Origin of the sequence: Nocardia sp. NPDC088792 (genome assembly GCF_044750615.1) — a bacterium.
Lineage (GTDB): Bacteria > Actinomycetota > Actinomycetes > Mycobacteriales > Mycobacteriaceae > Nocardia.
This window is the reverse complement of record NZ_JBIVKC010000005.1, coordinates 411924-436738: the sequence shown is the minus strand read 5'-3', so window position 1 is coordinate 436738 and position 24815 is coordinate 411924. Positions and strand designations below refer to the sequence as shown.

Below are 24815 nucleotides of genomic sequence, written 5' to 3'. Positions count from 1 at the left end.
GCGTGTTTCCGAGCCACGAACTTATAGTCCGTACACGTGTCCGGACAGCATGGGAGCTACCGATGAGCCCGAGCAATCTCATCCCCGACAGCGGCACGTCCCTATTGATCGGCGGCAAGCTGACGCCCGGCGAGCGCGGCGTGTTCACCACCTCCGACCCGGCAACCGGACAGGCACTCGGCCACGTGGCCAATGCCGGTCACGCGGATATGGACGCGGCCATCGCCGCCGCCCGCACCGCCTTCGACGACACCGGCTGGTCCCGCGATCCGGCCTTCCGCGCGAACTGCCTGCGGCAGCTGCGCGATGCGTTGCGCGGGCACCTCGAGGAACTGCGCGAGATCACCATCGCCGAGGCCGGCGCGCCCCGCATGCTCACCCGCGGACCGCAGCTCGAGGGGCCCATCGGGGATCTCGGATACTTCGCCGACCTCGCCGAGAACTATTCGTGGGAAACCGATCTCGGTGTCGCCGAGCCCATGGGCATCCGCACCGGGCGCACGCTGCGCCGCGAAGCCGTCGGGGTGGTCGGCGCGCTCACGCCGTGGAACTTCCCGCACCAGATCAACTTCGCCAAGCTCGGACCGGCGCTGGCGGCGGGCGCCACGGTGGTGCTCAAACCCGCACCCGATACCCCCTGGTGCGCGGCGGTCGTGGGCCGGATCATTGCCGAGGAGACCGACATTCCGGCCGGTGCGGTCAATATCGTCACCTCCGACGATCACGGCGTGGGCGCGCAACTGGTCACCGATCCGCGGGTGGACATGATCTCGTTCACCGGGTCCACGCAGACGGGACGGGTCGTGATGGCCGCCGCGGCAGCGTCTTTGAAGAAGGTGTTCCTGGAGCTGGGTGGCAAATCGGCGTTCATCGTGCTGGACGATGCCGATCTGAAGGCCGCCGTCAGCTATGCGGCGTTCGGTGTCTGCGTGCATGCCGGGCAGGGCTGCGCCATCACCACGCGGCTGCTGGTGCCGCGCGAACACTACGACGCCGCAGTGGAATCCGCCGCCGCGACCATGTCGAGCATCAAGCCGGGCGACCCGAACCAGCCCGGAACCGTGTGCGGCCCCTTGATTTCCGAACGTCAGCTGGCTCGTGTCGAGCGCTACCTGAAGTCCGCCCGGGACGAGGGCGGCACCATCGTGACCGGCGGCCGCCGCGCCGGGACCGGTGGCTGGTTCATCGAGCCGACTCTCATTGCGGGACTTTCGAACTCGGCGACCGCCGCGCAGGAGGAGATCTTCGGGCCGGTCCTGGTCATCATCCCGCACGACGGCGACGACGATGCCGTCCGCCTCGCCAACGACTCGCCCTACGGCCTGTCCGGATCCGTGTGGGGCCGCGATACCGAGCGCATTCGCCGCGTGGTGGCGGGCGTGCGCACCGGCACCCTCAGCGTGAACGGCGGCATCTGGTACTCCGCGGACGCGCCGTTCGGCGGTTACAAGCAATCCGGGATCGGACGGGAAATGGGTGTCGCCGGATTCGAGGAATACACCGAGACCAAGCTCATCGCGACCGTCGTCTGAAGGAGTGCACGAGATGGCACGATTCACGGATAAATCCGCCATAGTCACCGGAGCGGCCCAGGGCATCGGGGAGGGCTACGCCCGCGCCCTCGCCGCCGAGGGCGCGAAAGTCGTGGTCGCCGACCTGAACTCGGAGAAGGGTGAGGCGGTCGCCAAGCAGATCACCGCGGACGGCGGCATCGCCGTCTTCCGCGAGGTCGATGTCGCCGATCCCGAATCCGCCACCGCCCTGGCCGAATTCACGGTCGCCGAATTCGGCGGCATCGACCACCTGGTCAACAATGCCGCCATCTACGGGGCGATGAAGCTCGACATCCTGCTCACCGTGCCGTGGGACTACTACAAGAAGTTCATGGGCGTGAACCTCGACGGCGCGCTCAATATGACGCGCGCGGTGTGGCAGCCCATGGTCGAGCGGGGCGGCGGGTCGATCGTGAACCAGTCCTCCACCGCCGCGTGGATGTACTCCGGGTTCTATGGGCTGGCCAAGGCCGGAATCAACAGCCTCACCCAGCAATTGGCGCGGGAACTGGGCGGCTCCAATATCCGTATCAATGCCATTGCGCCGGGGCCGATCGATACCGAGGCCACCCGGACCGTGGTGCCCGGCAATATCGTCGATCTCATGCTCCAGCAGCTGGCCATCAAGCGGCTGGGCACGCCGGACGACCTGGTCGGGGCCTGCCTGTACCTGCTCTCCGACGATTCGAAATGGGTTACCGGGCAAGTGCTGAACGTGGACGGCGGGCAGGTATTCCGCCCATGAGCGACTCGATGTCCGTTGGTTTCATCGGCTTGGGCAATATGGGTGCGCCCATGGCCAAGCGGTTACTGGAATGGCCGGGCGGCCTGGGGGTGTGCGATACCCGCGAGGCGGCCCTGCAACCGTTCACCACGGCCGGGGCGACCGCCGCCGGATCTCCGGCGGAACTGGCCGAGCGGTGCGGCGTCGTATCGATCGTCGTGGTGAACGACGAGCAGGTGCGGGCCGTGGTGAGCGGGCCGGACGGGATCCTGCGGACCGCGAAGCCGGGCACGGTGATCGCGGTGCACTCCACCATCGCCGATACCACGGCCACCGAGCTGGCCGCCGAATGTGCCGGGCACGCTGTGGAATTCGTGGATGCCCCGATCAGCGGCGGTGCGCCCGCGGCGCAGAAGGGTGCGCTGGCCGTGATGGTGGGCGGCAGCCCGGTGGCGTTCGAGGCCGTGCGGGAACCGTTCTCGACCTTCGCTTCCCTGGTCGTGCACGCGGGCGAGGTCGGTGCCGGGACGCGAATGAAGCTGGCCCGCAACCTGATCCACTTCGTCGCCTTCAACGCCGCGGCCGAGGCGCAGCGGCTGGCCGCGGCCGCCGGGCTCGATATCACCGAGCTTGCCAAGGTGGTCCGGCATTCGGACTCGCACACCGGCGGTCCCGGGGCGATCATGTTGCGCAAGACCACCGCCGCCATCGAGGAGGGCGACTTCTGGCTGCCCATCCTCACCCATGTTCGCAATCTCGGCGAGAAGGATCTCGCCCTCGCCCTCGAGCTGGGCGATCGCCTGGAGGTCGAGCTGCCGCTGGCCCGGCTCGCCCTGCACGGACTGGGTGATGGGCTCGGGGTCGGGCCGGGCGATATCGCAAAGGAGCAGTCATGACGGATGAGCGGCGCGAGCGCGGGCTGAAAAAGATGAGCGAGGTGTACGGCTTCGATCTGCCGGACCTCCAAGGTGATCCGTTCTTCGAGGTCACCGTCGATCATCTCTTCGCCGATATCTGGAATCGCCCCGGGCTCAGCCTGCGCGACCGGCGGCTGCTGCTGCTCGGCGCGATCACCGCGCAGGGCAATGCCGAGATCGCGGAGATCCAGGTCGGCGCGGCCCTGCGCAATGGCGAACTCGATGCCGGGCAGTTGCGGGAGATCGCGGTCTTCCTCGCCCACTACGTGGGCTGGCCGTCCGCCACCAAACTCGACGGCGCCATCCGAAAAGTCTTATCCAAGAACAAGAAGTAAGGAATTCGAAGCAATGGCCGAAACCGTCACCGTACGACCGCTTCCCGCCAGCCAGGTCGAATCCTGGGACTACGAGGCCGATGTGGTCGTCGTCGGATACGGCATCGCCGGCGCGTGCGCCGCCATCGAGGCCCGCCGCGCGGGCGCCGATGTGCTGGTACTGGAACGCACCGGCGGCTGGGGCGGCGCGGCCGCCATGTCCGGCGGGTTCATCTACCTCGGTGGCGGGACCGCCCTGCAGCGCAAGCTGGGCTTCGAGGACACTCCCGAGAACATGGAGAAGTTCCTCACCGCCGCACTCGGCCCGGGCGTGGACAAGGACAAGATCCACGACTACTGCCAGGGCAGTGTCGAACACTTCGATTGGCTTGTCGCCCAGGGTGTTCCGTTCAAGGAGGAGTTCTGGGGCGAGCCCGGCTACGAGCCGCCGGCCGACCAGGGCCTGATGTACTCCGGCGGCGAGAACGCCGCACCCTTCAACGCCATCGCAGACCCGGCGCCACGCGGGCATCTCGCCTGGACCAAGGACAAGAAGCTGGGCGAGAAGGGCGGCGGCTACATGCTCATGGAGCCGTTGGCCGAGACGGCCGACGAGCTGGGCGTGCGGCACGAATACGATGTTCGGCTGCGGCGCTTGATCATCGACGAGGACGGTCGCGTGGTGGGTGTGTCCGCCACCCGGTACGGCAAGCCGGTGAACGTGCGCGCCGAGCGCGGTGTGGTGCTGGCGACCGGCAGCTTCGCCTACCGGCACGAAATGGTGGAACAGTTCGCGCCCAAGATCCACGGGCGGCCCGCCGCCACGGTCGAGGAGCACGACGGTATCGGCATCCGGGTGGCGCAGGCGCTTGGCGCGGATCTGGCGCACATGGACGCCACCGAGGTCGCGCTGGTCGCGGACCCGCAGGTGGTGGTGCGCGGCATTCTGGTGAACGGGCGCGGACAGCGGTTCATCACCGAGGACACCTATCCGGGCCGGATGGGTCAGGCGGTGCTGCAGGATCAGGACAATCAGGCGTACCTGATCATCGACGAGGAAGCCCTCGAGGAGGCGTTCACCACGCGATCGTCCATGTCGTTCCTGCGCATCGCGCCGACCTGGGTGGCCGAGAACGTCGCCGAGCTCGAAACCGAAATGGGCCTGCCCGCCAACACTTTGCAGTCCACCATCGACCTCTACAACCACCACGCCACCAATGGCGAGGACCCGTACCTGAACAAGAAGCCGCAGTGGGTGAAGCCCATCGGCAGCCCGCTCGGCGCCTACGACCTGCGCGGCTACACCGGCGGCTTCACCCTCGGCGGCCTGCGCACCGACCTGGATTCGCGGGTCCTGCACGTCGACGGCGAACCGATTCCGGGCCTCTACGCGGCGGGCCGGGTCACCTCCGGCATCTGCACCGGCGGCTACGCCAGCGGTTGTTCCCTCGGCGACGGCAGCTTCTACGGCCGCCGCGCGGGCGTGGCCGCCGCCAAGAACTGAAAGGAGCCGACGCACATGAGATTCGGCATCGTCCTCTTCACCAGCGACCGCGGCATCACGCCCGCGGCCGCCGCCAAGGCCGCCGAGGACCGCGGCTTCCACTCGTTCTTCGTCCCCGAGCACACCCACATCCCGGTGAAACGTGAAGCGGCGCATCCCGGTACCCAGAGCGCCGAGCTACCGGACGACCGCTACATGCGCACCCTGGACCCCTGGGTCGCGCTGGGCACCGCCGCGGCCGTGACGTCCCGCATCGAATTGTCCACCGCGGTAGCGCTCCCCACCGAGAGCGACCCCATCACCCTCGCCAAAACCATCGCCACCCTCGACCACCTGTCCGGCGGCCGCGTCACCCTGGGCGCCGGATTCGGCTGGAACACCGACGAACTCGCCGACCACGGCATCCCCGGCAAACGCCGCCGCACCGCCCTCCGCGAATACGTCGAGGCCATGCGGGCCCTCTGGACCGAGGAAGAAGCCTCCTACTCCGGCGATTTCGTCTCCTTCGGCCCCAGCTGGGCCTGGCCCAAACCGGTCCAATCCCACATACCGCTGCTCATCGGCGCAGGCGGCACCGAACGCACCTTCCGCTGGATAGCCCAATCGGCGGACGGCTGGATCACCACTCCCCAGGACACCGGCATCGACGAATCCACGGCGCTACTCCTCAAGATCTGGCAGGAAGCCGGCCGCGAGGGCAACCCCCGCGTAGTCGCCCTCGACTTCCGCCCCGACCCGGAACGCCTCGCCCACTGGTCCGAAGCCGGCGTCACCGACGTCCTCTACGGCCTCCCCGACAAGCCCGAACCCGAAGTCCTCGCCTACCTGGACCGCCTGGCAACCAAACTCCGCCCCCTCGGCCTCCCCGACTGACCGGAAACCGATTCGCGACTCCGCCCACGCGGCAAATGAGCTCGCCGCGTGGGCGGAGCTGTGTGATCTCAGGAGGCGGTGATGCCGCCGTCGATGGTGATGATGGTGCCGGTGGTGTAGGCGGAGCGGTCGGAGGCGAGGAAGGTTGCCGCGTCGGCGATTTCGCCGGGGTGGGCGGGGCGGGCGAAGGGGAAGTCGGCGGCCAGGGTGCGGAAGTCTTCGTTGGTTTCGAGGAGGGTGGTGAAGCGTTCGGTGGCTACCGGGCCGGGGTTGATGCCGAGGACGCGGATGCCGTCGCGCCAGCTCTGGCCGCCCAGGGCTCGGGTGAAGGCCATCAAGGCGGCGTTGCCTGAGCCGCCGGCTATGTAGCCGGCCTTGGGGCGTTCGCCGGCGGAGCCGATGATATTGACGATCACACCTCGGCCGCGGTCCTTCATGCCGGCGTAGACGGAGCGGGTGAGGTCGATGTAGCCGAAGACCTTCAGGTCCCAGGCGCGGCGCCAGGTGGCTTCGTCGATGGATTCCAGGGTGCCCGCGGGGATGTCGCCGGCATTGTTGACCAGGATGTCCGGGGTAGCCGAGTCGGCCAGGCGCTGTAGTTCGGCGCCGTCGCGCAGGTCCACGGGGTGGGTGGACACGGTTACCGAGTAGGTCGCGGTCAGGCGGGCGGCGACCTCGTCGAGGCGTTCCTTGCCGCGGGCGGCCAGGTGGAGGTGGACGCCCTCGGCGGCAAGCGATTCCGCGACGGCCGCGCCGATGCCGGCCGATGCGCCGGTGATGAGGGCGGTGCGTCCCGCGAGCCCCAGATCCATGTCAGTCCTTTCGAATTCGGTAGCTCGTGCCGGGTTTTCGGTGTTCGAGCCTTCCGGGCAACACCCGGCACCCCCAATTCGATACCGGGTGATCGGTTTGCGCTCGGTGGGAGTCAATTACATGCCGCGGTGCGGTGCAGGATGCGAAGGGCGCCGGGCGCTGGGAGGTCGCGGAACTTGCCGGTGGCCAGGGCCCGGCGGTAGAGATGCTGGGCCGGGGTACCGGGCGAGACGCCGGACAGGGCCAGCAGGCCGCCGCCGGCGATCCAGTGCACCCAGTCGTCGTAGGCGCGGTCCGCCTCGGCCTCGGTGGCGGGCGGGGCGAGGGTCAGGAGACGCAGTGGCGTGCGCCAGGTTCGCGGGTCCGGCGCGGGCAATCCCGGCGTGATGGTGAGGGCGGGGCCCGTGCCCGCGTAGCTGCGCACGGCCTCTTCGAGAGCACGCGCCTCGTCCGGCGACAGCGCTGCGGGGTCGGCGGCGGCCATTCGAATACCTTTCTGGGCCCGAGGCATTCATGCAGGTCGAGCCGGGTGCGATTGCCCGTAGGGCCGAGTCATAGTAGCATCCGGACACGTGTCTGATTCCGTCCCTGCCCGCTCGGTGGTGAACCTGGAGGCCACGCGTCGCCGCCTCACCGAGAAGCAGGCCGACACCGTCGACCGGCTCACCCGGGCGGCGATGGAAGTGCTCTCGCGGGAAGGCTTCGCGGGCCTCACCGTCCGCATGGTGGCGGCCGCCGCGGGCGTCGGCACGGCCACCGCCTATACCTATTTCTCCTCCAAGGAGCATCTGGTCGCGGAGATGTTCTGGCGGCGACTGGCCGCCACTCCCCCACCCGCCGACGAGGATTCGGACAGCACCACGCGAGTGCTCGCGGTGCTACGGCAGATTGCCATGCTGGTGGCCGACGAACCCGCGCTGGCGGGGGCCGTGACCAGCGCGCTGCTCGGCACCGATCCCGATGTGGCCCATCTGCGCTATCGAATCGGCAGTGAGATCCGCAAGCGACTCATGGATGCCTCGGGCGCGGACGCGGATCCGGAGATCGTCGATCATCTGGAACTGCTCTACGCCGGCGCGCTGGTGCGGGCGGGCATGGGTTACGCCTCGTATGCGGAGATCGCCGAGCTGCTGGAGAAGTCCGCGCTGCGGGTCCTGAAGGACTGAATCCGACGGGGTGAGTCCCCTGGATTCCCTTGCCGTGCAATCCAACCCGTAGTACCGTCCAGACAGGTGTCCACTCCGGTGCGGGAGGTTTCCGATGGCCCTGGTCAAGCCACAGCTGGTGTCGGGCGGCGAGCATGAGCACGGGCATTTGGAGGAGTTCCGGACGGACCCGATCGCCCTCATGGCGCGCGTGCGCGCGGAGTGCGGGGACATCGGCTCGTTCCGGCTGGCGGGGCGGGATGTCATCCTGCTCAGCGGCGCGCGGGCGAACGAATTCTTCTTCCGCGCAAGCGATGACGAGCTGGATCAAGCGGCGGCCTACCCGTTCATGAAACCGATCTTCGGCGAGGGCGTGGTCTTCGACGCGCCGCCGGAGCGGCGCAAGGAAATGCTGCACAACACCGCCCTGCGCGCGGAACAGATGCGCGGACACGCCACCACCATCGCCCGCGAAGTCGACGGCATGCTCGCACGCTGGGGCGACGCGGGCGAGATCGATCTGCTCGAATTCTTCGCGGAACTCACCATTTACACGTCGTCGGCGTGCTTGATCGGCGTGAAGTTCCGCAATGAATTGGACGGCCGGTTCGCGCAGCTCTATCACGAGCTGGAACGCGGGACGGACGCCTACTGCTACGTCGACCCGAATGCCGATATCGAGAGTTTCCGCCGCCGCGACGAGGCGCGCTGGCAGCTGGTGAAACTGGTCCGCCACATCATGGCCGGGCGGATGGCGAATCCGCCGCAGGGCAAGGACGATCGGGACATGCTGGACGTGCTGGTGTCCGTGCGGGATGAACGGGGCAATCCGCGGTTCTCGGCCAGCGAGGTCACCGGCATCTTCATTTCGATGATGTTCGCGGGCCACCACACCACGTCGGGCACCGCGGCCTGGACCATTATCGAACTACTGCGGAATCCCGAGGTGCTGCGACGCGTCGTCACCGAATTGGACGAGCTGTACGCCGACGGCGCGGACGTGAGTTTCCATGCGCTGCGGCAGATTCCGCGGCTGGAGGCGGTGCTGAAAGAGGTGCTGCGCCTGCATCCGCCGCTCATCATTCTCATGCGGGTGGCGCGCGCGGAGTTCGAGGTCTGCGATCGCCGCATCGATCCGGGCGATCTGGTGGCGGTGAGTCCCGCTGTCTCCAACCGCATTCCGCAGGATTTCCCGAACGCGGACCACTTCGATCCGGCCCGCTACCTCGACCCGAATCAGGAGGATCTGGCCAACCGCTGGACCTGGATTCCGTTCGGGGCCGGGCGACATCGCTGCGTGGGCGCGCAGTTCGCGCTCATGCAGTTGAAGGCCATATTCTCGATCTTGTTGCGCGACTGGGAGTTCGAACTCGCGCAGCCGTCGGACACCTACCGCAACGACCACTCGAAGATGGTCGTGCAGCTGGAACAGCCGTGCGCGGTGCGTTACCGCCGCCGCGCCCGGCCGTCCTGATCGCCGCTCAGAGCGCGGCTTCGATGGCCCCGGTCACGGCCGGGTCCTTGGGCTCGGTGCGCGGCCGGAAGCGGCCCAGCACGGCGCCGTCGCGGCCGATGAGGAACTTCTCGAAGTTCCACTGGATGTCCCCGGTCTCGCCCGCGGCGTCGGCGACCTTGGTGAGCTCCTCATAGATCGGGTGCCGGTCCGCACCGTTCACGTCGTCCTTCTCCAGCAGCGGGAAGTCGACGCCGTAGGTGGCGGCGCAGAATTCGGCGATCTCCTCGGCCGAACCGGGCTCCTGGCCCATGAACTGGTTGCACGGGAACCCGACCACGGTGAAGCCCTTGGGCCCGTAGGTCTGCTGGAGTTCCACGAGGCCGGTGTACTGCGGGGTCAGGCCGCATTTGGAGGCGACATTGACCAGCAGCACGACCTTGTCGCCGGCCAGCTGGGTCAGCGTGGTGGGCTCGTCGGTCAGCGTGCGCAACGGAATTTCGCGAAGGTTGGTCACAAGCACGAATAGTAGAACGAGTTCGGGTATCGGGTCCGTCCGGCGGCCGGTTCAGGAGTAACGCACCTGCCAGTGTTTGATGCCGTTGATCCAGCCGTGCCGCAGCCGTTCGGGCGGCGCGACCTCGTGCAGTTCCGGCATGGCGTCGGCGATGGCATTGAACATGAGGTCGATTTCCAGTCGCGCCAGATTCGCGCCGACACAGAAGTGGGTGCCGGTGCCGCCGAAGCCCACGTGCGGATTCGGATCGCGCAGCACATCGAAGGCGAACGGATCGTCGAACACCGTCTCGTCGAAATTGGCGGAGCTGTAGAACAATCCGACCCGGTCACCTTTGCGGATCTGCTGCCCGCCGAGTTCGGTATCGCCGGTGGCGGTGCGCTGGAAGGCGGTCACCGGGGTCGCCCAGCGCACGATCTCGTCGGGTGCGGTGTGCGGCCGCTTCTCCTTGTACAGCTCCCACTGGTCCGGATTGTCCACGAACGCTTTCATGCCGTGCGAGATGGCATTTCGCGTGGTCTCGTTGCCTGCTACGGAAAGCAGGATGACGAAGAACCCGAATTCGTCGGAACCCAGCGCCTCACCGTCGACGTCGGCGGTGACCAGCTGGGTGACGATATCGGCGGCCGGGCAGGCGCGGCGCTGTTCGGCCATGGTGTAGGCGTAGCCGAGCAATTCGGCATTGGCCTGCATGTTCGCGCCCGCGAATTCCGGATCGTCGTAGTTGAGCAGTTGATTGGACCAGGTGAAGAGCTTGTGCCGATCCTGCTGCGGCACGCCGAGCAGTTCGGCGATGGCCTGCAGCGGAAGTTCGCACGCCACCTGGGATACGAAATCCCCGCTGCCGCTGTCCTTCGCCTCCGCGACGATGGCGGCGGCGCGTTCGGTGAGCGCCTGCCGCAGTCCTTCGACGGCGCGCGGGGTGAAGCCCTTGGCGACGATGCGCCGGATCTTGGTGTGCTTGGGTGGGTCCATGTTCACCAGTAGCGCATCGCGGCTCAGCTCGATCTGCTCGGGCGTGGAGTCGATGGGCATCCGGATGATGGAGCCGTTGGTGTGGGAGGACCAGAGTTCCGGCTTGCGGGAGATCTCCTTGACGTCCTCGTGCCGGGTGATCGCCCAGTAGCCGCCGTCGCTGAACGGCGCGGCCTGTTCGGGGGTCTGCGCGTTCCACCAGACGGGCGCCGTGCGGCGCAGCGCCGCGAATTCTTCGGTCGGACTGTGATCTGCCCAGAGGGCGGGATCGGTCAGGTCGAACCCTGCCGGCAGTGACGGAACAGACACTGTTCCTCCTCGGGCATGTTGCCACTATGATCTCGGTTTTGGAACGTGTTTCACGTCGATTGAACCATGCGCGACGGCGGCTGTTCAGCGTTTCATCAAGATCGTTTAGCAGCTCTGACGTGGGTCTCGGCCCCGAGCGGAGCGCCGAATGTGTTCACAGACTAGAACTTGTTCTACAGTGATCGCAGGCACACTCGAGGATGAGGTACTGACATGACCGCTTCTCCGCACTCCGCGGACGCAACCGAAGCCGATTACGTCGTCGTGGGCGCCGGTAGCGCCGGCGCCATCGTGGCCGGCCGACTGGCCGAGCGGGGTGCGAGCGTGATCCTCCTGGAGGCCGGGCGCAAGGACGACACCCGGCTCGTCACCAGCCCCGGCATGATCACGATGGTCCACACCGTCCCGCAGCTGAAGAAGCGCGTGACCTGGAAGCAGTTCTCGATCCCGCAGAAGCACGCCAACGACCGCGAGATCCCCATGACGCGCGGCAAGGTGCTCGGCGGCTCCAGCTCCGTCAACGGCATGCTCTTCGTGCGCGGCAACCGCGCCAACTTCGACTCCTGGGCCGCCGAGGGCAACAAGGGCTGGAGCTACGACGAGATCCTGCCCGCCTACAAGCGCCTGGAGAATTGGCAGGACGGCGCGAACGACTACCGCGCCACCGGCGGCCCCATCGAGGTCACCCGGCAGCAGGACCTGACCCCGATCACCCAGGAGTTCATGGTCGCCGCGTCCGAGACCCTCGGCACGCCGATCATCGAGGACTACAACGGCGAATCGCAGGAAGGCATCTCGATCTTCCAGCAGAGCGTCCGGAACGGTCTGCGCTACAGCTCTTCTCGCGGCTACATCACCGATATGCCGAACTCGAACCTCACCGTGCTGACGCACGTGCACGCCACCCGCGTGGTCATCGAGAACGGCCGCGCCACGGGCGTCGAGATCGCCGAAAAGAACGGTGCCCGCCGGGTCGTCCGCGCGGCCAAGGAAGTCATCGTCTCCGGCGGCGTCATCGGGTCCCCGCAGCTGCTCATGCTCTCCGGCATCGGCCCGGCCGCGCACCTGCGCGAGCTCGGCATCGAGGTGAAGGCGGATCTGCCGGTCGGGCAGAACCTGCACGACCACCTCTTCGTGCCCATGACCTTCGTGTCGAAAAAGGCCATCCACCGCGGCATTCCGACCTACTTCGCGCGCGGCATCATGCGCGAGCTGCGCAACCCGGGCAGCTCCTGGATGGGGCGCACGGTCTTCGAGGCCGCGGGCTTCGTCAAGACCAAGTTCTCCGAGGGCGCACACCCGGACATGCAGATCCACACCCTGCCGTGGAGCTACCCGACTCCCAACCAGGACGAGGACAAGATGCACATGGTGGACCGGCGGGCCGCGCTCACCATCATGCCCAGCCTCATCTACCCGAAGAGCCGCGGCGAACTGAAGCTGGCGTCGGCGGATCCGTTCGCGTCGCCGCTCATCGACCCGGGCTACCTGACCGATCCGTGGGACACCGAGTTCCTGGTCGAGGGCATCAGAATGATCCGGGACGTGATGTCGCACAAGAGCATTGCCGGCGATGTGGTCGAGAACTTCTTCCCCGGAACGGATTACAGCGACGAAACCGCGCTGCGGCGGGAACTGCCCAACCGCGTGCACTCCATCTACCACCCGGTCGGCACCTGCCGCATGGGCGTGGACGAACGCGCCGTGGTCGACCCGACCCTGAAGGTGCGGGGCATCGAAGGCCTGCGTGTCGTGGACGCCTCGATCATGCCCAGCATCACCGGCGGCAACACCAACGCGCCGAGCTACATGATCGGCGAGAAGGCCGTGGAGTTCATCGGGGAATAGCCCCATCGAGACCGCGGTGCACGACGCACTTCCCTAGCCTTCCGTGCACCGCCGGGTCAGCGGATACGACCACCGCTGACCCGGAACCGCCCCGAGCCGATGCAACCGGCTCGGGGCGGTTTTCTTTATCCCCCTGATACGCGTCGCGCAATCCGTTCTACCAGTGCGTCTGTTAGAAAAATGGGATGAATGCGAGAAACTTGACGCTCGCTCCCCTGGCCTTCGCGCTCACCTTCTGGGCCTGGAATCTCATCGGCCCGCTACCCAGCAGTTACGAGAAGAGTCTCGGCCTGTCCGCCGGGCAGACCTCTTCCCGCCGCTGGTCATGGGATTGGTGTACAGCTCCCGGCACGACTACACCCTCGGCTACGTCCTGCTCGCGCTGACCGCGGTCGGCGCCCTGCTCTACACGCTGAAAGTCGGTCGCGAAGTACGCGATTGACGCACCCGAAGGGGTCCTATGCGCCGCACTACCGGGGATCACGATTCGTGCCTGATGAACGTCGGGGAACGGCCGGACCGGCAGCAATTGCGGGACAGCGCCGCCGCCATCGAGGATATGGTGCGGCACCATCTCGACTCGTACCTGGTGCAATTGGAGCGGGCCGTCGAGGACGCGGGCGGCGCCGTGCACTGGGCCACCGGCGCCGCCGAGGCGAACCTCCTGGTGGACGCACTGGTCCGGCAGGAGCGACTCCGGGCCGCCGAGGTCGGCGTCACCGGCGCGAATTTCCTTGTCGCGGAGACCGGAACGATCGTCATGGCGGAATCCGAGGGCAATGGGCGCGTGTGCCCGGCGCTGCCGGAAACGCTCATCACCGTGGCGGGCATCGAGACCGTGGTGCCGACCTGGCGCGACCTCGAAGTCTTTCTGCAGCTGCCCGCGCGCGGCAGCACCGGGAAACGCATATCGCCGTACGTGTTCACCTGGGCCGGCGTCACCGACGGGGACGGGCCGCGGAACTTCCACCTGGTGCTGGTCGACGACAACCGCACACCCGGGCATCGTGCGAAGCGGTCGGCGACCGCGACGAACGCACGCGAAATCGTGCTGGCGCGCATTCGGGATGCCTTGTCTGATCTGCCCGCCGAACAGCGCACCATCACCGCACCGCGCGAATACCTGCGGCGGGCACCGGGAATCGAGGCCGGCGATCACGACGCCGTGGTGTCACTGTTCTTCGAACGAGTGAAACATTCTGGTGCACAAGCACACCGGGTCGACGCATCGGTGCTGCCGAAAACCATCGCGACCGTCCTGCACGAGCACGGCGTCCGCAGTGTCATCGCCCCGGCGGGCGTGCCCGAGGGCTGCCTCGCCGAGTGGACCGTGGACTCCGGAAATCGGGTGGTCTCGGACGATCCACAACTGTCCACAGCCGAACTCGGGGGCGTGGATGCGGTGATCACCATTTGCGCTGCGGCCATTGCCGATTCGGGCACCGTGGTGCTCGACGGCGGTCCCGGGCAGGGCCGGCGCGCGCCGACGCTGGTGCCCGGCTGCCATGTCTGCGTGGTGCACGCCGAGCAGATCGCGTCGTCCGTTCCCGAGATGATCGGCATCCTGGACCCGTTGCGCCCGCTCACCTGGCTCAGCCCTCGTTCCGCCACAGCCGATCTCGAGATGATCTGCGGGCCGGGTGTGCGGGGACCCCGGCGGCTGGTCGTAGTCATCGTCGAGTGACCTCTCGAAAATACCCTTCTTCCAGCGCTTTTCATGAGTGCAAGATCTTGTTAAGGGCGTGCCAAGCACGGCTGGGCATCGTTGTGTCAACGCCGGGAGCGACCGGCGCGGCGAGACCACCGACCGGGGGGTGGGGGGAACGCTGGGACACGACCCGTCCACGAGGGGTGCCGGGTCGTGTCACAGCAATACCGGTCATCCGGGTCTCATCGACGGAACCAGTCCTGTCGCGAAGGGGGCGGCAGGCCTGCGAGGATCCCGTCGGCCCCGTCCACGAGGGGTGGCGGGACCGGCGGGCTCCTTAATACGGCATCATGGAAGGTAAGAGCGCCAAAAAGATTGGGAGAGACGATGGAAACGGTAGTCGTCTTTGTACTGGCCTGCTTGATCTACTGGTTCGGGTTGATACGCTGACCGGCCACGCCCCGAAATCCTCGCGGCCCTCGGTACCGGGGTACCGAGGGCCGCGCTGCTTCGTCCACCTGCCGGGCTACCGGGCTTCGACCAACTCGGGCTCGATCGACGCTTCCGCCGGAACGCCCTCACCCGTGACGGCTTTTGCGCCTCGCATCAGGAAGAAGGCGACCACCGAGGCGACGATCACGCAGGCGCCGCCGGTCCAGAAGGTGGCGGACATTCCGGTGGTGAAGGCGTCCTTGGCGGCGACGATCAGGTCGTGGTTGCCACTGGCCATTGCCGGAGCGACGTTCTCGCGGATGGCCGCCGGGGCCGAGGCCGGCATGGCGTTGCGGTAGGTGCCGGAGAGGATGGCGCCGAGGATGGCCACGCCGAGGGCGCCACCGGTCTGCTGAATGGTGTCGTTCAGGGCCGAACCGACACCGGCCTGCTCCGGCGGGACGGCGCCCATGAGAGCACCGATGGCGGCGGGCATGGCCAGGCCCGCACCGGCGCCTACCAGGGCCATGGCCAGGGCGGGCATCCAGAAAGCGGAGTCGACGGTGAGCAGGGCCAGTACCGCGGTGCCGGCGGCCAGGATCAGCAGGCCCGCCACGGCGATCGGACGGACACCCAGCTTCTGGGTCAGACCCGCACCGACGCCGTTGAAGACGATGGCGGACAAGGCCATCGGCGTGAAGGCCAGGGCGGTCTTGATGGGCGAGTAGTCCAGGACGAACTGCAGGTACTGAGTCAGGACCAGCATCAGGCCGGCGTTGGCGAAGGTGACCAGCACCAGGGAGAAGCTGGAACCGGTGAAGACGCGGTTGCGGAACAGGTGCAAGGGCAGCATCGGGTGCTCGGTCTTCAGTTCGCGGATCACGAAGGCGGACAAGGTGATCAGGGCGACGAGCAGGCCGGGCCAGGTGCCGTTGATGCCCTTGCCGGGGAATTCGATGATGGTCCAGACGGCGGAGGTGAGGCCCACGACGGAGAACAGCATGCCGGGCAGGTCGGTGGGACGGGCCGGGCCCTTGGATTCGGGCATCAGGGTCACGGCGGCGAGGACGGCCAGGATGGCGATCGGGACGTTCAGCAGGAAGACGGAACCCCACCAGAAGTGGTTCAGCATGATGCCGCCCATGACCGGGCCGCCGACCATGCCGATCATCGCCACCGTGCTCCAGGCGGCAATTGCCTTGGGGCGCTCGTCATCGTCGAAGACGACGATGAGGATGGAGAGGGTGCTCGGCATGATGAGCGCACCGCCGAGGCCCATGATGACGCGGCCCGCGATGAGCATTTCCGGATTGCTCGCATAGGCGGCCAATAGGGAGGCCGCGCCGAAGAGCACCAGGCCGATGATCATCACCAGCCTGCGGCCGAAGCGATCGGAGAGACTGCCCGAGGTGAGCAGCAGGCCGGCGAAGACCAGGATGTAGCCGTCGATCACCCACTGCAGATCCTGGGCGCCGGCGTGCAGGTCGGTGGAGATCTCCGGAATGGCGACGTTCAGCACCATATTGTCGATCACCAGCAGCAGTGAGCTCAGGCAGAGCACCACCAGGATCAGCCAGCGCTTCGGGTTGCGCTGTGCCGCAGGCGAAGTCATCGTCGCGGCCATTTCGTTCGTAGACATTTCCGGTCCCCTTCGAGAAGCTCTCCGCACACTGTGCGGCGTTGTCGAACACTGTACGATAATCCGTACAGTGTGCGCAAGAGCGCACGGCGTGCAACTAGGCGAACGGTGTTCTAGCTGCGGTTAGGCTGTACGGAAGACAAAGGAGGAACGCGCATGTCCGCAAAAACGCAGGAGTTCTCGTCGGTCTGGACCCGCCCGCAACGACAGCGGCGCGACCAGCCCGCACTCAGCCGGGACCAGATCGTCACCGAAGCGCTCACCCTGCTCGATACCGAAGGCATCGACGCGCTCAGCATGCGCAAGCTCGGCAGCCGCCTCAATGCCGGCGCCACCTCGCTCTACACCCATGTGACCAACAAGGACGAGATCCTGGAACTCGTGGTCGACGCGGCGTTCGGCGAACCCCGCGTACCGGAGGACACCACCCGCGACAGCTGGCGTGCCGACATGACAGCGCTGGCCCGCGAGATCCGTGCCACCCTGCTGCGGCATCCCTGGATGCTCAGCGTCATGACCGGGGCCGGACTGGCCTACCTCGGCCCGAATCTGATGCGCGTGTCCGAGGCCATGCTGGGCATCTTCGAAAAAGCCGGCTTCGACGACGACGCCTCCGACCGGGCCACCAATGCCATCTTCGCCTACATCATCGGCTCCACCAGCACCGAAGCCGCCATGCTCAATGCCGTCACGCACAGCGGACTGACCGAACAGGAATGGTTCGGAGAAATGATGGCCGCGGCGGAGCACGCGTCGAAGCCCTACCCGCGCATGCACAGACGCTACGTGACCCAGCGCGACCTCGATACCGAGCAGGCACGCGAGGACTTCTTCGGCCAGGAACTCGGCCTGATCCTCGACGGGCTCGAGGTGCGTGGACGCACGAAAAAGCCTGCGGCACAAGCTTGAAGGCCGGTGCCGCAGGCTGAGTTCCGCCGGGTCAGCGACCGGTCGGAAGGTTGGTGCCGCCATTGGCATCCAGCACCACGCCGGTGATGAAGCCGTTGGTGGCGAGCAGGTGGATGGCGCGGGCGATGTCCTCGGGACGGCCGACCCGGCCCACCGGAGTGGTCTCGACCAGGCCGTCGAAGAGGGCCTTGCGCTGCTCCTCCGGAACCCGATCCCACCACGGGGTGTCGATGACACCGGGCGATACGGCGTTCACGCGCAGCGGCGCGAGCTCCACCGCGAGCGGCGGGACCATGGCGTCGAGTGCGCCGTTGATGGCGGCCAGCCCGACCGTGCCGGGGAAGGCGGCGCGGGACGAGCCGGCCGTCACCAGCGTCACCGAGCCCTGCGCGTCCAGGTGCGGCAGTGCGGCTTGCAGGATGCGCACCTGCGGCCAGAACTTGCCGTCGAAGCCACGGGCCAGCTCGTTCAGGTCGAGGCCGGCGAAGGGGCCGCTGCCCGCCGAGCCGCTCACCGAGATCACCAGGTGATCGATGGTGCCCGACTGCGCGAAGAAGGCGTCGATATCGGCCTGCTCGGTGGCGTCCAGGCGGTACCCGGTGGTCTTGCCGCCGATGCGGGCCACTGCCGCGTCCAGCTTGTCGCGGTCGCGCCCGGTGATGATGACCTCGGCGCCGCCGGTCGCGAAGAGGGTGGCGGTGGCCTCGCCGATGCCCGAACTGCCACCCATGACGACGACGCGCTGTGTTGTGGTCATTTTCTCTGGAGCCTCTCTGTCCGTCGCTCCGTTTATCATTACGGAACTGACAGTCTTGACAACCACGAAGCCGAGACTTTTAGTCTCGACAAATCAGTGACGTGCATCACAGGAGGCGCGGGCATGGCAGGCGCACCACCCAACCCGGAACGCCCGCACACCGGCCGGCGCCGCAACGAGGCCACCCACCACGCCATCCTCGACGCCGCGCTCCGGCTCCTCGCCGAATCCGACGGCGAGGCAGTCACCATCGACGCCATCGCCAAGGCCGCCGGCGTCGGCAAGCAGACCGTCTACCGCTGGTGGCCCTCCAAGGGCGCACTCCTGCTCGACGCCCTCACCGAACGCTCGGCCATCCAGGTGCCCCTCCCCGACACCGGATCCGTGCGCGCTGATCTGCAAGCGGTCATCGAAGCCACTTTCCTTGGTGCCCAAGGCAAATCGACCGCCCCCGCCCTGCGCTCCCTGGCCCGCGAGGCAGCCCACGACCCACACCTGGCCGAACTGCTCCAAACCTTCACCGCACAACGCCGAAACGCCGTCCGCGGCCTGCTCATCCGCGGGCAGCAGCGCGGCGAACTCGCCCCCGGCGCCGACCTGGACCTCATGCTGGACCAGTTCTACGGCGTCTTCTGGTACCGCTTCCTACTCGGCCACCAGCCCCTGGACCAGGACGCCGCCACCCGCCTCACGAACGCGATCCTGGCAGATCACTGAAGACATCGGCGGAACGGCCGAACTCGAACGACGAACGCCCGCACCACGGAATATGGTGCGGGCGTTGCGTTTTCAGCTATCGGGCGGGACTCAGCCGTTCAGGCCGGAGCGGACGCCTTCTTCGATGCGCTTGCCGATCTCGGTGTCGACGCTCTTCCAGTATTCGAAGACGCGGCTCAGCACCGGCTCCTGGACGCCGCCGAGGACGTGGCCGACGACGTTGGCGACCAGGCGGTCGCGGGCGGCGTCGTCGTAGACCTCGCGGACCAGGGTGCCCGCCTGGGTGAAGTCGCCGTCCTCGCGGTGCTGGATGTAGCCGGCCCGGACGATGGTCGGGTCGAAGTTCCAGATGCCGTAGTCACCGGCGCGGGACTCGTCCGCGTGCGGGCCGCCGAACGAATTCGGTGCGTACACCGGCACATTCGGGTCGTTGTACTCGAAGCGCATGGCGCCCTCCTTGGAGTAGGAGTTCACCTCCGCGGCCTTGGCGCGGTTGGGCGGCAGCTGCGCGTAGTTGGTGCCGATGCGATAGCGGTGCGCGTCGGCGTAGGCGAACACGCGGCCCAGCAGCATCTTGTCCGGCGAGAAGCCCACGCCCGGAACGAGATTCGACGGTTCGAACGCGGACAGCTCGATATCGGTGAAGAAGTTGCCCGGGTTGCGGTTCAGCGTCCAGCGACCGACCTCGATCAGCGGGTAGTCCTTCTGCGACCACACCTTGGTCAGGTCGAACGGGTTGAAGCGGTAGCCCTCGGCCTCGTCGACCGGCATGACCTGCACCTTGAGCGTCCAGGACGGATGCTCGCCGCGCTCGATGGCCTCCCACAGATCCTTGCGGTGGAAGTCCGGGTCGCTGCCCGCCAGGCTGTCGGCCTCGCGCTGGGTCAGGAACTCGATGCCCTGATCGGTCTTGAAGTGGTACTTCACCCAGAAGCGCTCACCGGCGGCATTGATCCACTGGTAGGTGTGCGAACCGAAACCGTCCATGTGCCGGTAGGTCTTCGGGATGCCGCGATCACCCATCAGCCAGGTCACCTGGTGCGCGGTCTCCGGGCGCAGGGTCCAGAAGTCCCACTGCATATTGTGATCGCGAAGTCCGTTGCCCGGCAACCGCTTCTGCGAGCGGATGAAGTCGGGGAACTTGATCGGATCCTTGATGAAGAAGACCGGCGTGTTGTTGCCGACGATGTCGTAGTTGCCGTCGGTGGTGTAGAACTTCACCGCGAAACCGCGCGGGTCGCGCCAGGTGTCGGGGCTGCCCTGCTCACCGGCCACGGTGGAGAACCGCACCAGCGATTCGGTGCGCGCACCCGGCTGGAACAGTGCGGCCTTGGTGAAACGGGAGACGTCGCCGGTCACCACCAGCTCGCCGTAGGCGCCCGCGCCCTTCGCGTGCACGATGCGCTCCGGCACCCGCTCGCGGTTGAACTGGGCCAGCTTCTCGATCAGATAGTGGTCGTGCAGCAGGATGGGGCCCTGGGTACCCGCGGTCAGCGACTCGTTGTCGCTCTCGACCGGAGCGCCGGTATTGGTGGTTGTCGGCTTGGTCATTCGAAGCCTCCTTCGGGCAGCTGGAATCGTCCCGGGGATCGACCCGGGCTTTCAGGAAACCTCGCCCCTCAGGGGGCGCAATCGGGGCAGAGCCCCCAGAACACGACTTCGGCCTCGTCGATGACGAAACCGTGGGACTGATCGGGTTCCAGGCAGGGCGCCGCACCCACGGCACAGTCGATATCGATCACCGTGCCGCACTTCCTGCACACCAGGTGGTGATGGTTGTCTCCGGTCCGCGCCTCGTACAGCGCCGGCGATCCCGCCGGTTCGATCCGCCGCAGCAATCCCGCGCCCACGCATGCCTTCAGCACGTCGTACACGGCCTGTGTGGACACCGATCCCAGCGTCTCGCGCACCTTCGCAGCCACCCCGTCGGCATCCGAATGCGGCGCCTCGGCAACCGCGTCCAGCACCGCGACCCGCGGGCCGGTGACCCGCAGACCCACCGCCCGCAACCGTTCGCGAGCGTCGTAACCAGTGTGCATAACTACACCCTCCCCCGTTTTCTGGAATAAGTCAAGAAAAGGCCGTTCGGCCTGGCAGAGGCGATCATCGGCGCATTACGGCAACTCGATCACGCTCAGGCGGACGGGCTCTCGGAGTAGCGCGCGTCACAATCGGTGGGCCGGAATAGATCCGGTGGGGGCGCGGTTGATCAGACTTGCCGGCGTCGGAACAGCCCCGGGCCGCACCCCTTGTCGCTACGAGCGACCACTCGCCGAGAGGCGCTTGTTGGGCGTCGGCTTCCAACTTCGCAGCTTCGGGCTGCGAGCGGACGCCGCCAGCATCCCCCCGTCTGGCGGCGTTTCGGCGTTTCCGGGACGGTGTGGTTTCCGGGTTTTCAGGGTGGTGGCGAACTAGCCTGTGACGCATGTTGCGCATGCGCAGGGGGCTTGCCGGTGCGGTAGCGGTGACATCGGCGGTGGTGCTGGCCCTGGGTGGCGGGTTCTTCGAGGGTGGTGTGGCGCGCGCGGAGCCGGGGGAAATGCGCTGCGGCCAGCCGGTCGGGCGGGAATTCGAGCGGGCCACGCCGGAACAGGCCGGATTGGATGCGGGGCGGCTGGCCGATGCGCTGCGGTTCGCGGCGAGCCGGAACCGATTGAACGTGCAGGTTTTCCGGAACAACTGCCTGATCGGCGAGGGACCGAGCAATGCCGAAACCGGTCGAATTGCCTGGAATGTCTGGAGTGTCACGAAGAGTGTCGTGTCGCTGCTCGCCGGAATCGCCTGGGATCGGGGTGAACTCGATATCCACGCGCCCATCGGCCACTATCTCCCGGCCGGACTCGGCGACAGCGCACATCGCGCCATCACCGTCGAGAATCTGCTCACCGAAACCTCCGGCCTGCACATCGGGACCATCACCGAAGGCATCACCGGCGTCATCCCGATCGACCCGTTCAGCGCGGTCCAGGCCCTCGCCGTCCCGTTCGACAACCCGCCCGGCACCACCTTCACCTACAGCCAGCGCAATGTCGACCTGCTCTCCTACGTGATCGAACTGGCCGTCGGCGAACCACTACAGCAGTTCGCCCAGCGGGAACTGTTCGGCCCCATCGGAATCCAGCGCGGCGACTACTACTGGGCGCGGGATCGCTCCGGGCACACCTACGGCTACGCGCATCTGATGATCCCGCCCGACGACCTCTCCCGGCTCGGGCTGCTGGTCTCGAACGACGGGGTCTGGCGCGGGCAGCGCATCGTCTCGCACGCCTATCTGCATCGTGCCGCAACGCCATCCGCCACCGATCAGTGCTACGGCTACCTGTTCTGGACCGGATCCGGCTGCGCCGAGAACCCCGATTTCATGCCCGGCGACAGCTACGACATGTCCGGCATGGGCCTGCAGAACGTCTTCTTCATCCCCAGCCTCGGGCTCACGGTGATGTGGACCGGGTTCTTCGGCGTGCACACCACGAAGGGTCCGCTCGGCATCCTGGTGTACGGCGGCGAACTCTCGCACGAGTTCTTCCGCCGGTTGCTGGCGGCTTTCGAGCACAGCCCGATACCCGATCCCGGCCCCTACGTGGAGAAACCGGTGCGGTTGAACACCGCCGACTATCTCGACGCGGACATCGCGCTCGCGGTGTTCGGTGTCGGCCCGGACGCCTATCCGGGCTGTAATGTGCTGTCCTGCCTGAACGTTCCGCTCGCGGCGCCGTTCAGCGACGCGCCACCGGGGTGCCTGGTGGTGGCATGCGTCGGCCCCGACCCACGCACCCCGGGCATTCGCCGGCAGTGAGTGCTTACGGCGTGACGGTCACATCTGTCACGGCGTGACGGCGGCTCGCCCCGCCAGCTCACGCAGCTCGTCCGCCGGGCGCCGGCCCGCGAACTGCAACAGATCGCGCACCACTTCGCGCGCGCGATGATCACTGTGCACCAGTTCGGGCGTTAGTCGCTCGGCATTGAGCAAGGCGTCCAGCGCTTCCTGGGCCTGCCGCCGTTGCGCGTGCGCGCGGGCCACATCCACCAGGAAGCGAGCCTGCCGCTCCGGGGACAGCACGGAGGCGTCCACGGTGCGGGCGATATCGAGTGCCTCACCGGCGTCGCCCAATTCGACCGCCACCGCCACCGCGTGCACGGCGACACTGGTCGGACCGAATTCGGTGTCGAAATCGTTGCGGCCCTCGCCGAGCCGATCCGCGGCGGTGCGCGCCGCGGCCAGACCCGTGCGGGCGGCCGTCCGATTTCCGTCGGTCGCCGCGATCACCGCCAGCATGAGCTGCAGAGATCCGTAGAGCGACAACACTTCCGGACGGGTGCCGGTCTCCTCGGAGACCTGCGCCGCCAAGGCCGCCACCGATACGCGCGCCGCCTGCTCGGCCTGTTCCAGCCGTTGCAGGCGCAGGAAGGCCTGTGCCATGCGGTAGGTGCCGGCCACCACGCTGAGCGCGTCGCCGGATTCCTCGGCCGCGGTCAGGGCGCGATCGGCCGCGACCCATGCCGCGTCGACCTCTTCCTGCCTGGTGAAGGCGGTCGCGGCCACCTGGTAGGTGCGTGACAGCAGGGTCAGCACCTCCGGCCGCTTCGCCGCGGAATTCCGGGCCGCGTGTTCCAGGTCCGGAATCAGTTCGAGCAGGCTGCTGCCCACTTCGACGAGACGCGATTCATGTGCCAGCTGCCACACGATATCCACGCGCTGTTGCAGCTCCGGCAACTGTTCGGCCGACTCGCGATCGGCCTCGTCACCGAAGAGTTGCTCCAGCGCGGGATGTCCGGTGAGCAGCAATCGCAGCTGTTCGAAAACCGCTGAGCCGGGCCGTTGCCCGTCGCCGCGATCCGCGGCCATGGGTTCGGCCGCCTCGGGCCGCAGATCTCGTACCGCCACTCCGAGCACGTCCGCCAGCCTTTGCAGGACCGACAGTCGCTCGACGGGCAGTACATCCCGCTCGACCTGCGACACCCAGCTTTCCGACCGCCTGATGGCGGCGCCCAACTCTTTTTGCGATAGTCCCCGCCGCCGGCGCAACTCCGCTACCCGTGCCCCAAGGGTACTTTCGGCCACCGGGTCAAACTCCTTCTGCCTGATCGGCTTTCCCGGCCGTCACCGCCCGCGTGTTTCGCCGATGTCTACCATGCCCTTCTCCTTCCCGCCCTTTCTCCATCCGGTTGGGATCTGCCGACAAGGATTCCAGACACCGCGAGCTTACGGCGCACAGTATGAAGTATGTATTTTTCTTATTGCACCGCAATTTTTCTGCGTTTAACGTTTGTAGGGACCCGTCGAACCAATCGGACGACAAGAGGTGGTCATGTCCGCCGAACTCTTCTTCTTCCTACTCGGCGCCGGAATCGGCGGTGCGGCAATGTGGTTCGCGGCCAGTGCCGTCACGGCCACCAGGTATTCCGGCCCGGTGCCCGGTCCCACAGTGCAGAGCATCACCGCCCGGCTAGAACGCGAGGGTAGCTGCAACTCTCGCTCAGCGAAAGGCCAACGACCAACTCATCGGGCACACTCCAGATGACGTCCACCCCGGATACCGGTGAAGTTCATGTGCGCCTGCGGTTTCCGGGCGGCATGATCTTGAACTATCGCGCCGAACGCGCAATTGCCGAACGCCTCGCAGCGAATTTACGCCCGCACTGCATTGAAGTGATCATTGACGGATTGGCGACCGACCCGTTCCCGCCGCTCCCGTGCGCCGAACTGTGGACCGATTGAGAAGATCAATATGAAAACGGGCCGTTTGATCCTGAGAGATCAAACGACC

The 24815-nt window shown here is 67.0% G+C and carries 23 protein-coding genes; 14 read left to right on the top strand and 9 right to left on the bottom strand.

The annotated features are described in order from the left end of the window. Nucleotides 1-62: 62 nt before the first annotated feature. From ACIP5Y_RS34185 to ACIP5Y_RS34160, 6 genes are read left to right on the top strand one after another with little or no spacing between them, the layout of a single operon-like run. A complete protein-coding gene (locus tag ACIP5Y_RS34185) occupies nt 63-1532 on the top strand; it encodes an aldehyde dehydrogenase (protein WP_400356515.1) in 1470 nt (489 codons plus the stop codon). A gap of 13 nt (nt 1533-1545) precedes the next feature. Then, on the top strand, nt 1546-2298 hold the full coding sequence (locus ACIP5Y_RS34180; RefSeq protein WP_400356513.1) for an SDR family oxidoreductase: 753 nt from the start codon (nt 1546-1548) through the stop codon (nt 2296-2298). Continuing rightward, nucleotides 2295-3173 carry an NAD(P)-dependent oxidoreductase gene (locus ACIP5Y_RS34175; RefSeq protein ID WP_400356511.1) on the top strand — a complete coding sequence of 293 codons (879 nt, stop codon included), beginning with the start codon at nt 2295-2297 and terminating at the stop codon, nt 3171-3173. Before ACIP5Y_RS34180 ends, ACIP5Y_RS34175 begins: the two co-directional genes overlap by 4 nt. Further along, nucleotides 3170-3529, top strand: coding sequence for a carboxymuconolactone decarboxylase family protein (locus ACIP5Y_RS34170; RefSeq protein WP_400356509.1), 360 nt, complete (start codon nt 3170-3172; stop codon nt 3527-3529). The genes ACIP5Y_RS34175 and ACIP5Y_RS34170 overlap by 4 nt, the downstream gene beginning before the upstream one ends. Before the next feature lie 13 nt (nt 3530-3542). Next, a complete protein-coding gene (locus ACIP5Y_RS34165; RefSeq protein ID WP_400356508.1) occupies nt 3543-5012 on the top strand; it encodes an FAD-dependent oxidoreductase in 1470 nt (489 codons plus the stop codon). Between the two features lie 15 nt (nt 5013-5027). Further along, nucleotides 5028-5885: an LLM class F420-dependent oxidoreductase gene (locus tag ACIP5Y_RS34160; protein ID WP_400356506.1), complete on the top strand. Its 858-nt coding sequence runs from the start codon at nt 5028-5030 to the stop codon at nt 5883-5885. A 68-nt stretch (nt 5886-5953) separates the two neighbouring features. On the opposite strand, the gene ACIP5Y_RS34155 is transcribed toward ACIP5Y_RS34160, so the two are convergent. Both ACIP5Y_RS34155 and ACIP5Y_RS34150 read right to left on the bottom strand, forming a co-directional pair. Continuing rightward, nucleotides 5954-6697 (bottom strand): short-chain dehydrogenase/reductase, encoded by a 744-nt coding sequence (locus ACIP5Y_RS34155; protein ID WP_400356505.1) that lies wholly within the window; start codon nt 6695-6697, stop codon nt 5954-5956. A gap of 113 nt (nt 6698-6810) precedes the next feature. Then, a complete protein-coding gene (locus ACIP5Y_RS34150) occupies nt 6811-7182 on the bottom strand; it encodes a hypothetical protein (protein ID WP_400356503.1) in 372 nt (123 codons plus the stop codon). Nucleotides 7183-7300: 118 nt separating this feature from the next. Between ACIP5Y_RS34150 and ACIP5Y_RS34145 the strand changes: the two genes are divergently transcribed. Together ACIP5Y_RS34145 and ACIP5Y_RS34140 are read left to right on the top strand one after the other, a co-directional pair. Further along, on the top strand, nt 7301-7864 hold the full coding sequence (locus ACIP5Y_RS34145; protein ID WP_400356933.1) for a TetR/AcrR family transcriptional regulator: 564 nt from the start codon (nt 7301-7303) through the stop codon (nt 7862-7864). A gap of 94 nt (nt 7865-7958) precedes the next feature. Then, the gene (locus ACIP5Y_RS34140; protein ID WP_400356501.1) at nt 7959-9317 is read left to right on the top strand and encodes a cytochrome P450; all 1359 of its coding nucleotides are present in this window, start codon (nt 7959-7961) and stop codon (nt 9315-9317) included. A gap of 7 nt (nt 9318-9324) precedes the next feature. Here ACIP5Y_RS34140 and ACIP5Y_RS34135 read toward each other — a convergent pair whose 3' ends face one another. Together ACIP5Y_RS34135 and ACIP5Y_RS34130 are read right to left on the bottom strand one after the other, a co-directional pair. Further along, nucleotides 9325-9819 (bottom strand): glutathione peroxidase, encoded by a 495-nt coding sequence (locus ACIP5Y_RS34135; protein WP_400356500.1) that lies wholly within the window; start codon nt 9817-9819, stop codon nt 9325-9327. A 45-nt stretch (nt 9820-9864) separates the two neighbouring features. Further along, nucleotides 9865-11097, bottom strand: a complete 1233-nt coding sequence (locus tag ACIP5Y_RS34130) for a cytochrome P450 (protein WP_400356498.1) — start codon at nt 11095-11097, stop codon at nt 9865-9867. Nucleotides 11098-11310: 213 nt separating this feature from the next. Between ACIP5Y_RS34130 and ACIP5Y_RS34125 the strand changes: the two genes are divergently transcribed. Both ACIP5Y_RS34125 and ACIP5Y_RS34120 read left to right on the top strand, forming a co-directional pair. Further along, nucleotides 11311-12945, top strand: a complete 1635-nt coding sequence (locus ACIP5Y_RS34125) for a GMC family oxidoreductase (protein WP_400356496.1) — start codon at nt 11311-11313, stop codon at nt 12943-12945. Between the two features lie 496 nt (nt 12946-13441). Next, complete coding sequence (locus tag ACIP5Y_RS34120) at nt 13442-14629, top strand: LUD domain-containing protein (protein ID WP_400356494.1); 1188 nt, start codon at nt 13442-13444, stop codon at nt 14627-14629. 490 nt (nt 14630-15119) lie between these two features. Here ACIP5Y_RS34120 and ACIP5Y_RS34115 read toward each other — a convergent pair whose 3' ends face one another. Further along, on the bottom strand, nt 15120-16664 hold the full coding sequence (locus ACIP5Y_RS34115) for an MFS transporter (RefSeq protein ID WP_400356493.1): 1545 nt from the start codon (nt 16662-16664) through the stop codon (nt 15120-15122). 156 nt (nt 16665-16820) lie between these two features. Here ACIP5Y_RS34115 and ACIP5Y_RS34110 point away from each other — a divergent pair, with 156 nt between their 5' ends. Then, a complete protein-coding gene (locus tag ACIP5Y_RS34110) occupies nt 16821-17573 on the top strand; it encodes a TetR/AcrR family transcriptional regulator C-terminal domain-containing protein (protein ID WP_400356491.1) in 753 nt (250 codons plus the stop codon). A 31-nt stretch (nt 17574-17604) separates the two neighbouring features. Here the strand turns inward: ACIP5Y_RS34110 and ACIP5Y_RS34105 are convergent, their stop codons facing one another. Further along, nucleotides 17605-18330: an SDR family oxidoreductase gene (locus tag ACIP5Y_RS34105; protein WP_400356489.1), complete on the bottom strand. Its 726-nt coding sequence runs from the start codon at nt 18328-18330 to the stop codon at nt 17605-17607. Nucleotides 18331-18453: 123 nt separating this feature from the next. Between ACIP5Y_RS34105 and ACIP5Y_RS34100 the strand changes: the two genes are divergently transcribed. After that, the gene (locus ACIP5Y_RS34100) at nt 18454-19047 is read left to right on the top strand and encodes a TetR/AcrR family transcriptional regulator (protein ID WP_400356488.1); all 594 of its coding nucleotides are present in this window, start codon (nt 18454-18456) and stop codon (nt 19045-19047) included. Between the two features lie 90 nt (nt 19048-19137). Here the strand turns inward: ACIP5Y_RS34100 and ACIP5Y_RS34095 are convergent, their stop codons facing one another. Together ACIP5Y_RS34095 and ACIP5Y_RS34090 are read right to left on the bottom strand one after the other, a co-directional pair. Further along, the gene (locus ACIP5Y_RS34095) at nt 19138-20598 is read right to left on the bottom strand and encodes a catalase (protein ID WP_400356487.1); all 1461 of its coding nucleotides are present in this window, start codon (nt 20596-20598) and stop codon (nt 19138-19140) included. A 68-nt stretch (nt 20599-20666) separates the two neighbouring features. Continuing rightward, the gene (locus ACIP5Y_RS34090) at nt 20667-21086 is read right to left on the bottom strand and encodes a Fur family transcriptional regulator (protein ID WP_400356485.1); all 420 of its coding nucleotides are present in this window, start codon (nt 21084-21086) and stop codon (nt 20667-20669) included. A gap of 386 nt (nt 21087-21472) precedes the next feature. On the opposite strand from ACIP5Y_RS34090, the gene ACIP5Y_RS34085 reads away from it, so the two are divergent. Beyond that, nucleotides 21473-22843, top strand: coding sequence for a serine hydrolase domain-containing protein (locus ACIP5Y_RS34085; RefSeq protein ID WP_400356484.1), 1371 nt, complete (start codon nt 21473-21475; stop codon nt 22841-22843). 27 nt (nt 22844-22870) lie between these two features. Here ACIP5Y_RS34085 and ACIP5Y_RS34080 read toward each other — a convergent pair whose 3' ends face one another. Next, nucleotides 22871-24109 carry a helix-turn-helix domain-containing protein gene (locus ACIP5Y_RS34080; RefSeq protein WP_397005618.1) on the bottom strand — a complete coding sequence of 413 codons (1239 nt, stop codon included), beginning with the start codon at nt 24107-24109 and terminating at the stop codon, nt 22871-22873. Between the two features lie 456 nt (nt 24110-24565). On the opposite strand from ACIP5Y_RS34080, the gene ACIP5Y_RS34075 reads away from it, so the two are divergent. Beyond that, entirely contained in the window at nt 24566-24766 is a 201-nt protein-coding gene (locus tag ACIP5Y_RS34075; RefSeq protein WP_400356482.1) for a hypothetical protein, read from the top strand. The last annotated feature ends 49 nt before the right edge of the window (nt 24767-24815 follow it).

Coding starts and splice junctions, on each gene's coding strand:
- ACIP5Y_RS34175 (WP_400356511.1), top strand. CDS start 2,295: ATGAGCGACTCGATGTCCGTTGGTTTCATCGGCTTGGGCAATATGGGT.
- ACIP5Y_RS34160 (WP_400356506.1), top strand. CDS start 5,028: ATGAGATTCGGCATCGTCCTCTTCACCAGCGACCGCGGCATCACGCCC.
- ACIP5Y_RS34090 (WP_400356485.1), bottom strand. CDS start 21,086: ATGCACACTGGTTACGACGCTCGCGAACGGTTGCGGGCGGTGGGTCTG.
- ACIP5Y_RS34140 (WP_400356501.1), top strand. CDS start 7,959: ATGGCCCTGGTCAAGCCACAGCTGGTGTCGGGCGGCGAGCATGAGCAC.
- ACIP5Y_RS34115 (WP_400356493.1), bottom strand. CDS start 16,664: ATGTCTACGAACGAAATGGCCGCGACGATGACTTCGCCTGCGGCACAG.
- ACIP5Y_RS34150 (WP_400356503.1), bottom strand. CDS start 7,182: ATGGCCGCCGCCGACCCCGCAGCGCTGTCGCCGGACGAGGCGCGTGCT.
- ACIP5Y_RS34185 (WP_400356515.1), top strand. CDS start 63: ATGAGCCCGAGCAATCTCATCCCCGACAGCGGCACGTCCCTATTGATC.
- ACIP5Y_RS34110 (WP_400356491.1), top strand. CDS start 16,821: ATGTCCGCAAAAACGCAGGAGTTCTCGTCGGTCTGGACCCGCCCGCAA.
- ACIP5Y_RS34155 (WP_400356505.1), bottom strand. CDS start 6,697: ATGGATCTGGGGCTCGCGGGACGCACCGCCCTCATCACCGGCGCATCG.
- ACIP5Y_RS34165 (WP_400356508.1), top strand. CDS start 3,543: ATGGCCGAAACCGTCACCGTACGACCGCTTCCCGCCAGCCAGGTCGAA.
- ACIP5Y_RS34085 (WP_400356484.1), top strand. CDS start 21,473: ATGTTGCGCATGCGCAGGGGGCTTGCCGGTGCGGTAGCGGTGACATCG.
- ACIP5Y_RS34105 (WP_400356489.1), bottom strand. CDS start 18,330: ATGACCACAACACAGCGCGTCGTCGTCATGGGTGGCAGTTCGGGCATC.
- ACIP5Y_RS34095 (WP_400356487.1), bottom strand. CDS start 20,598: ATGACCAAGCCGACAACCACCAATACCGGCGCTCCGGTCGAGAGCGAC.
- ACIP5Y_RS34180 (WP_400356513.1), top strand. CDS start 1,546: ATGGCACGATTCACGGATAAATCCGCCATAGTCACCGGAGCGGCCCAG.
- ACIP5Y_RS34170 (WP_400356509.1), top strand. CDS start 3,170: ATGACGGATGAGCGGCGCGAGCGCGGGCTGAAAAAGATGAGCGAGGTG.
- ACIP5Y_RS34100 (WP_400356488.1), top strand. CDS start 18,454: ATGGCAGGCGCACCACCCAACCCGGAACGCCCGCACACCGGCCGGCGC.
- ACIP5Y_RS34125 (WP_400356496.1), top strand. CDS start 11,311: ATGACCGCTTCTCCGCACTCCGCGGACGCAACCGAAGCCGATTACGTC.
- ACIP5Y_RS34120 (WP_400356494.1), top strand. CDS start 13,442: ATGAACGTCGGGGAACGGCCGGACCGGCAGCAATTGCGGGACAGCGCC.
- ACIP5Y_RS34075 (WP_400356482.1), top strand. CDS start 24,566: ATGACGTCCACCCCGGATACCGGTGAAGTTCATGTGCGCCTGCGGTTT.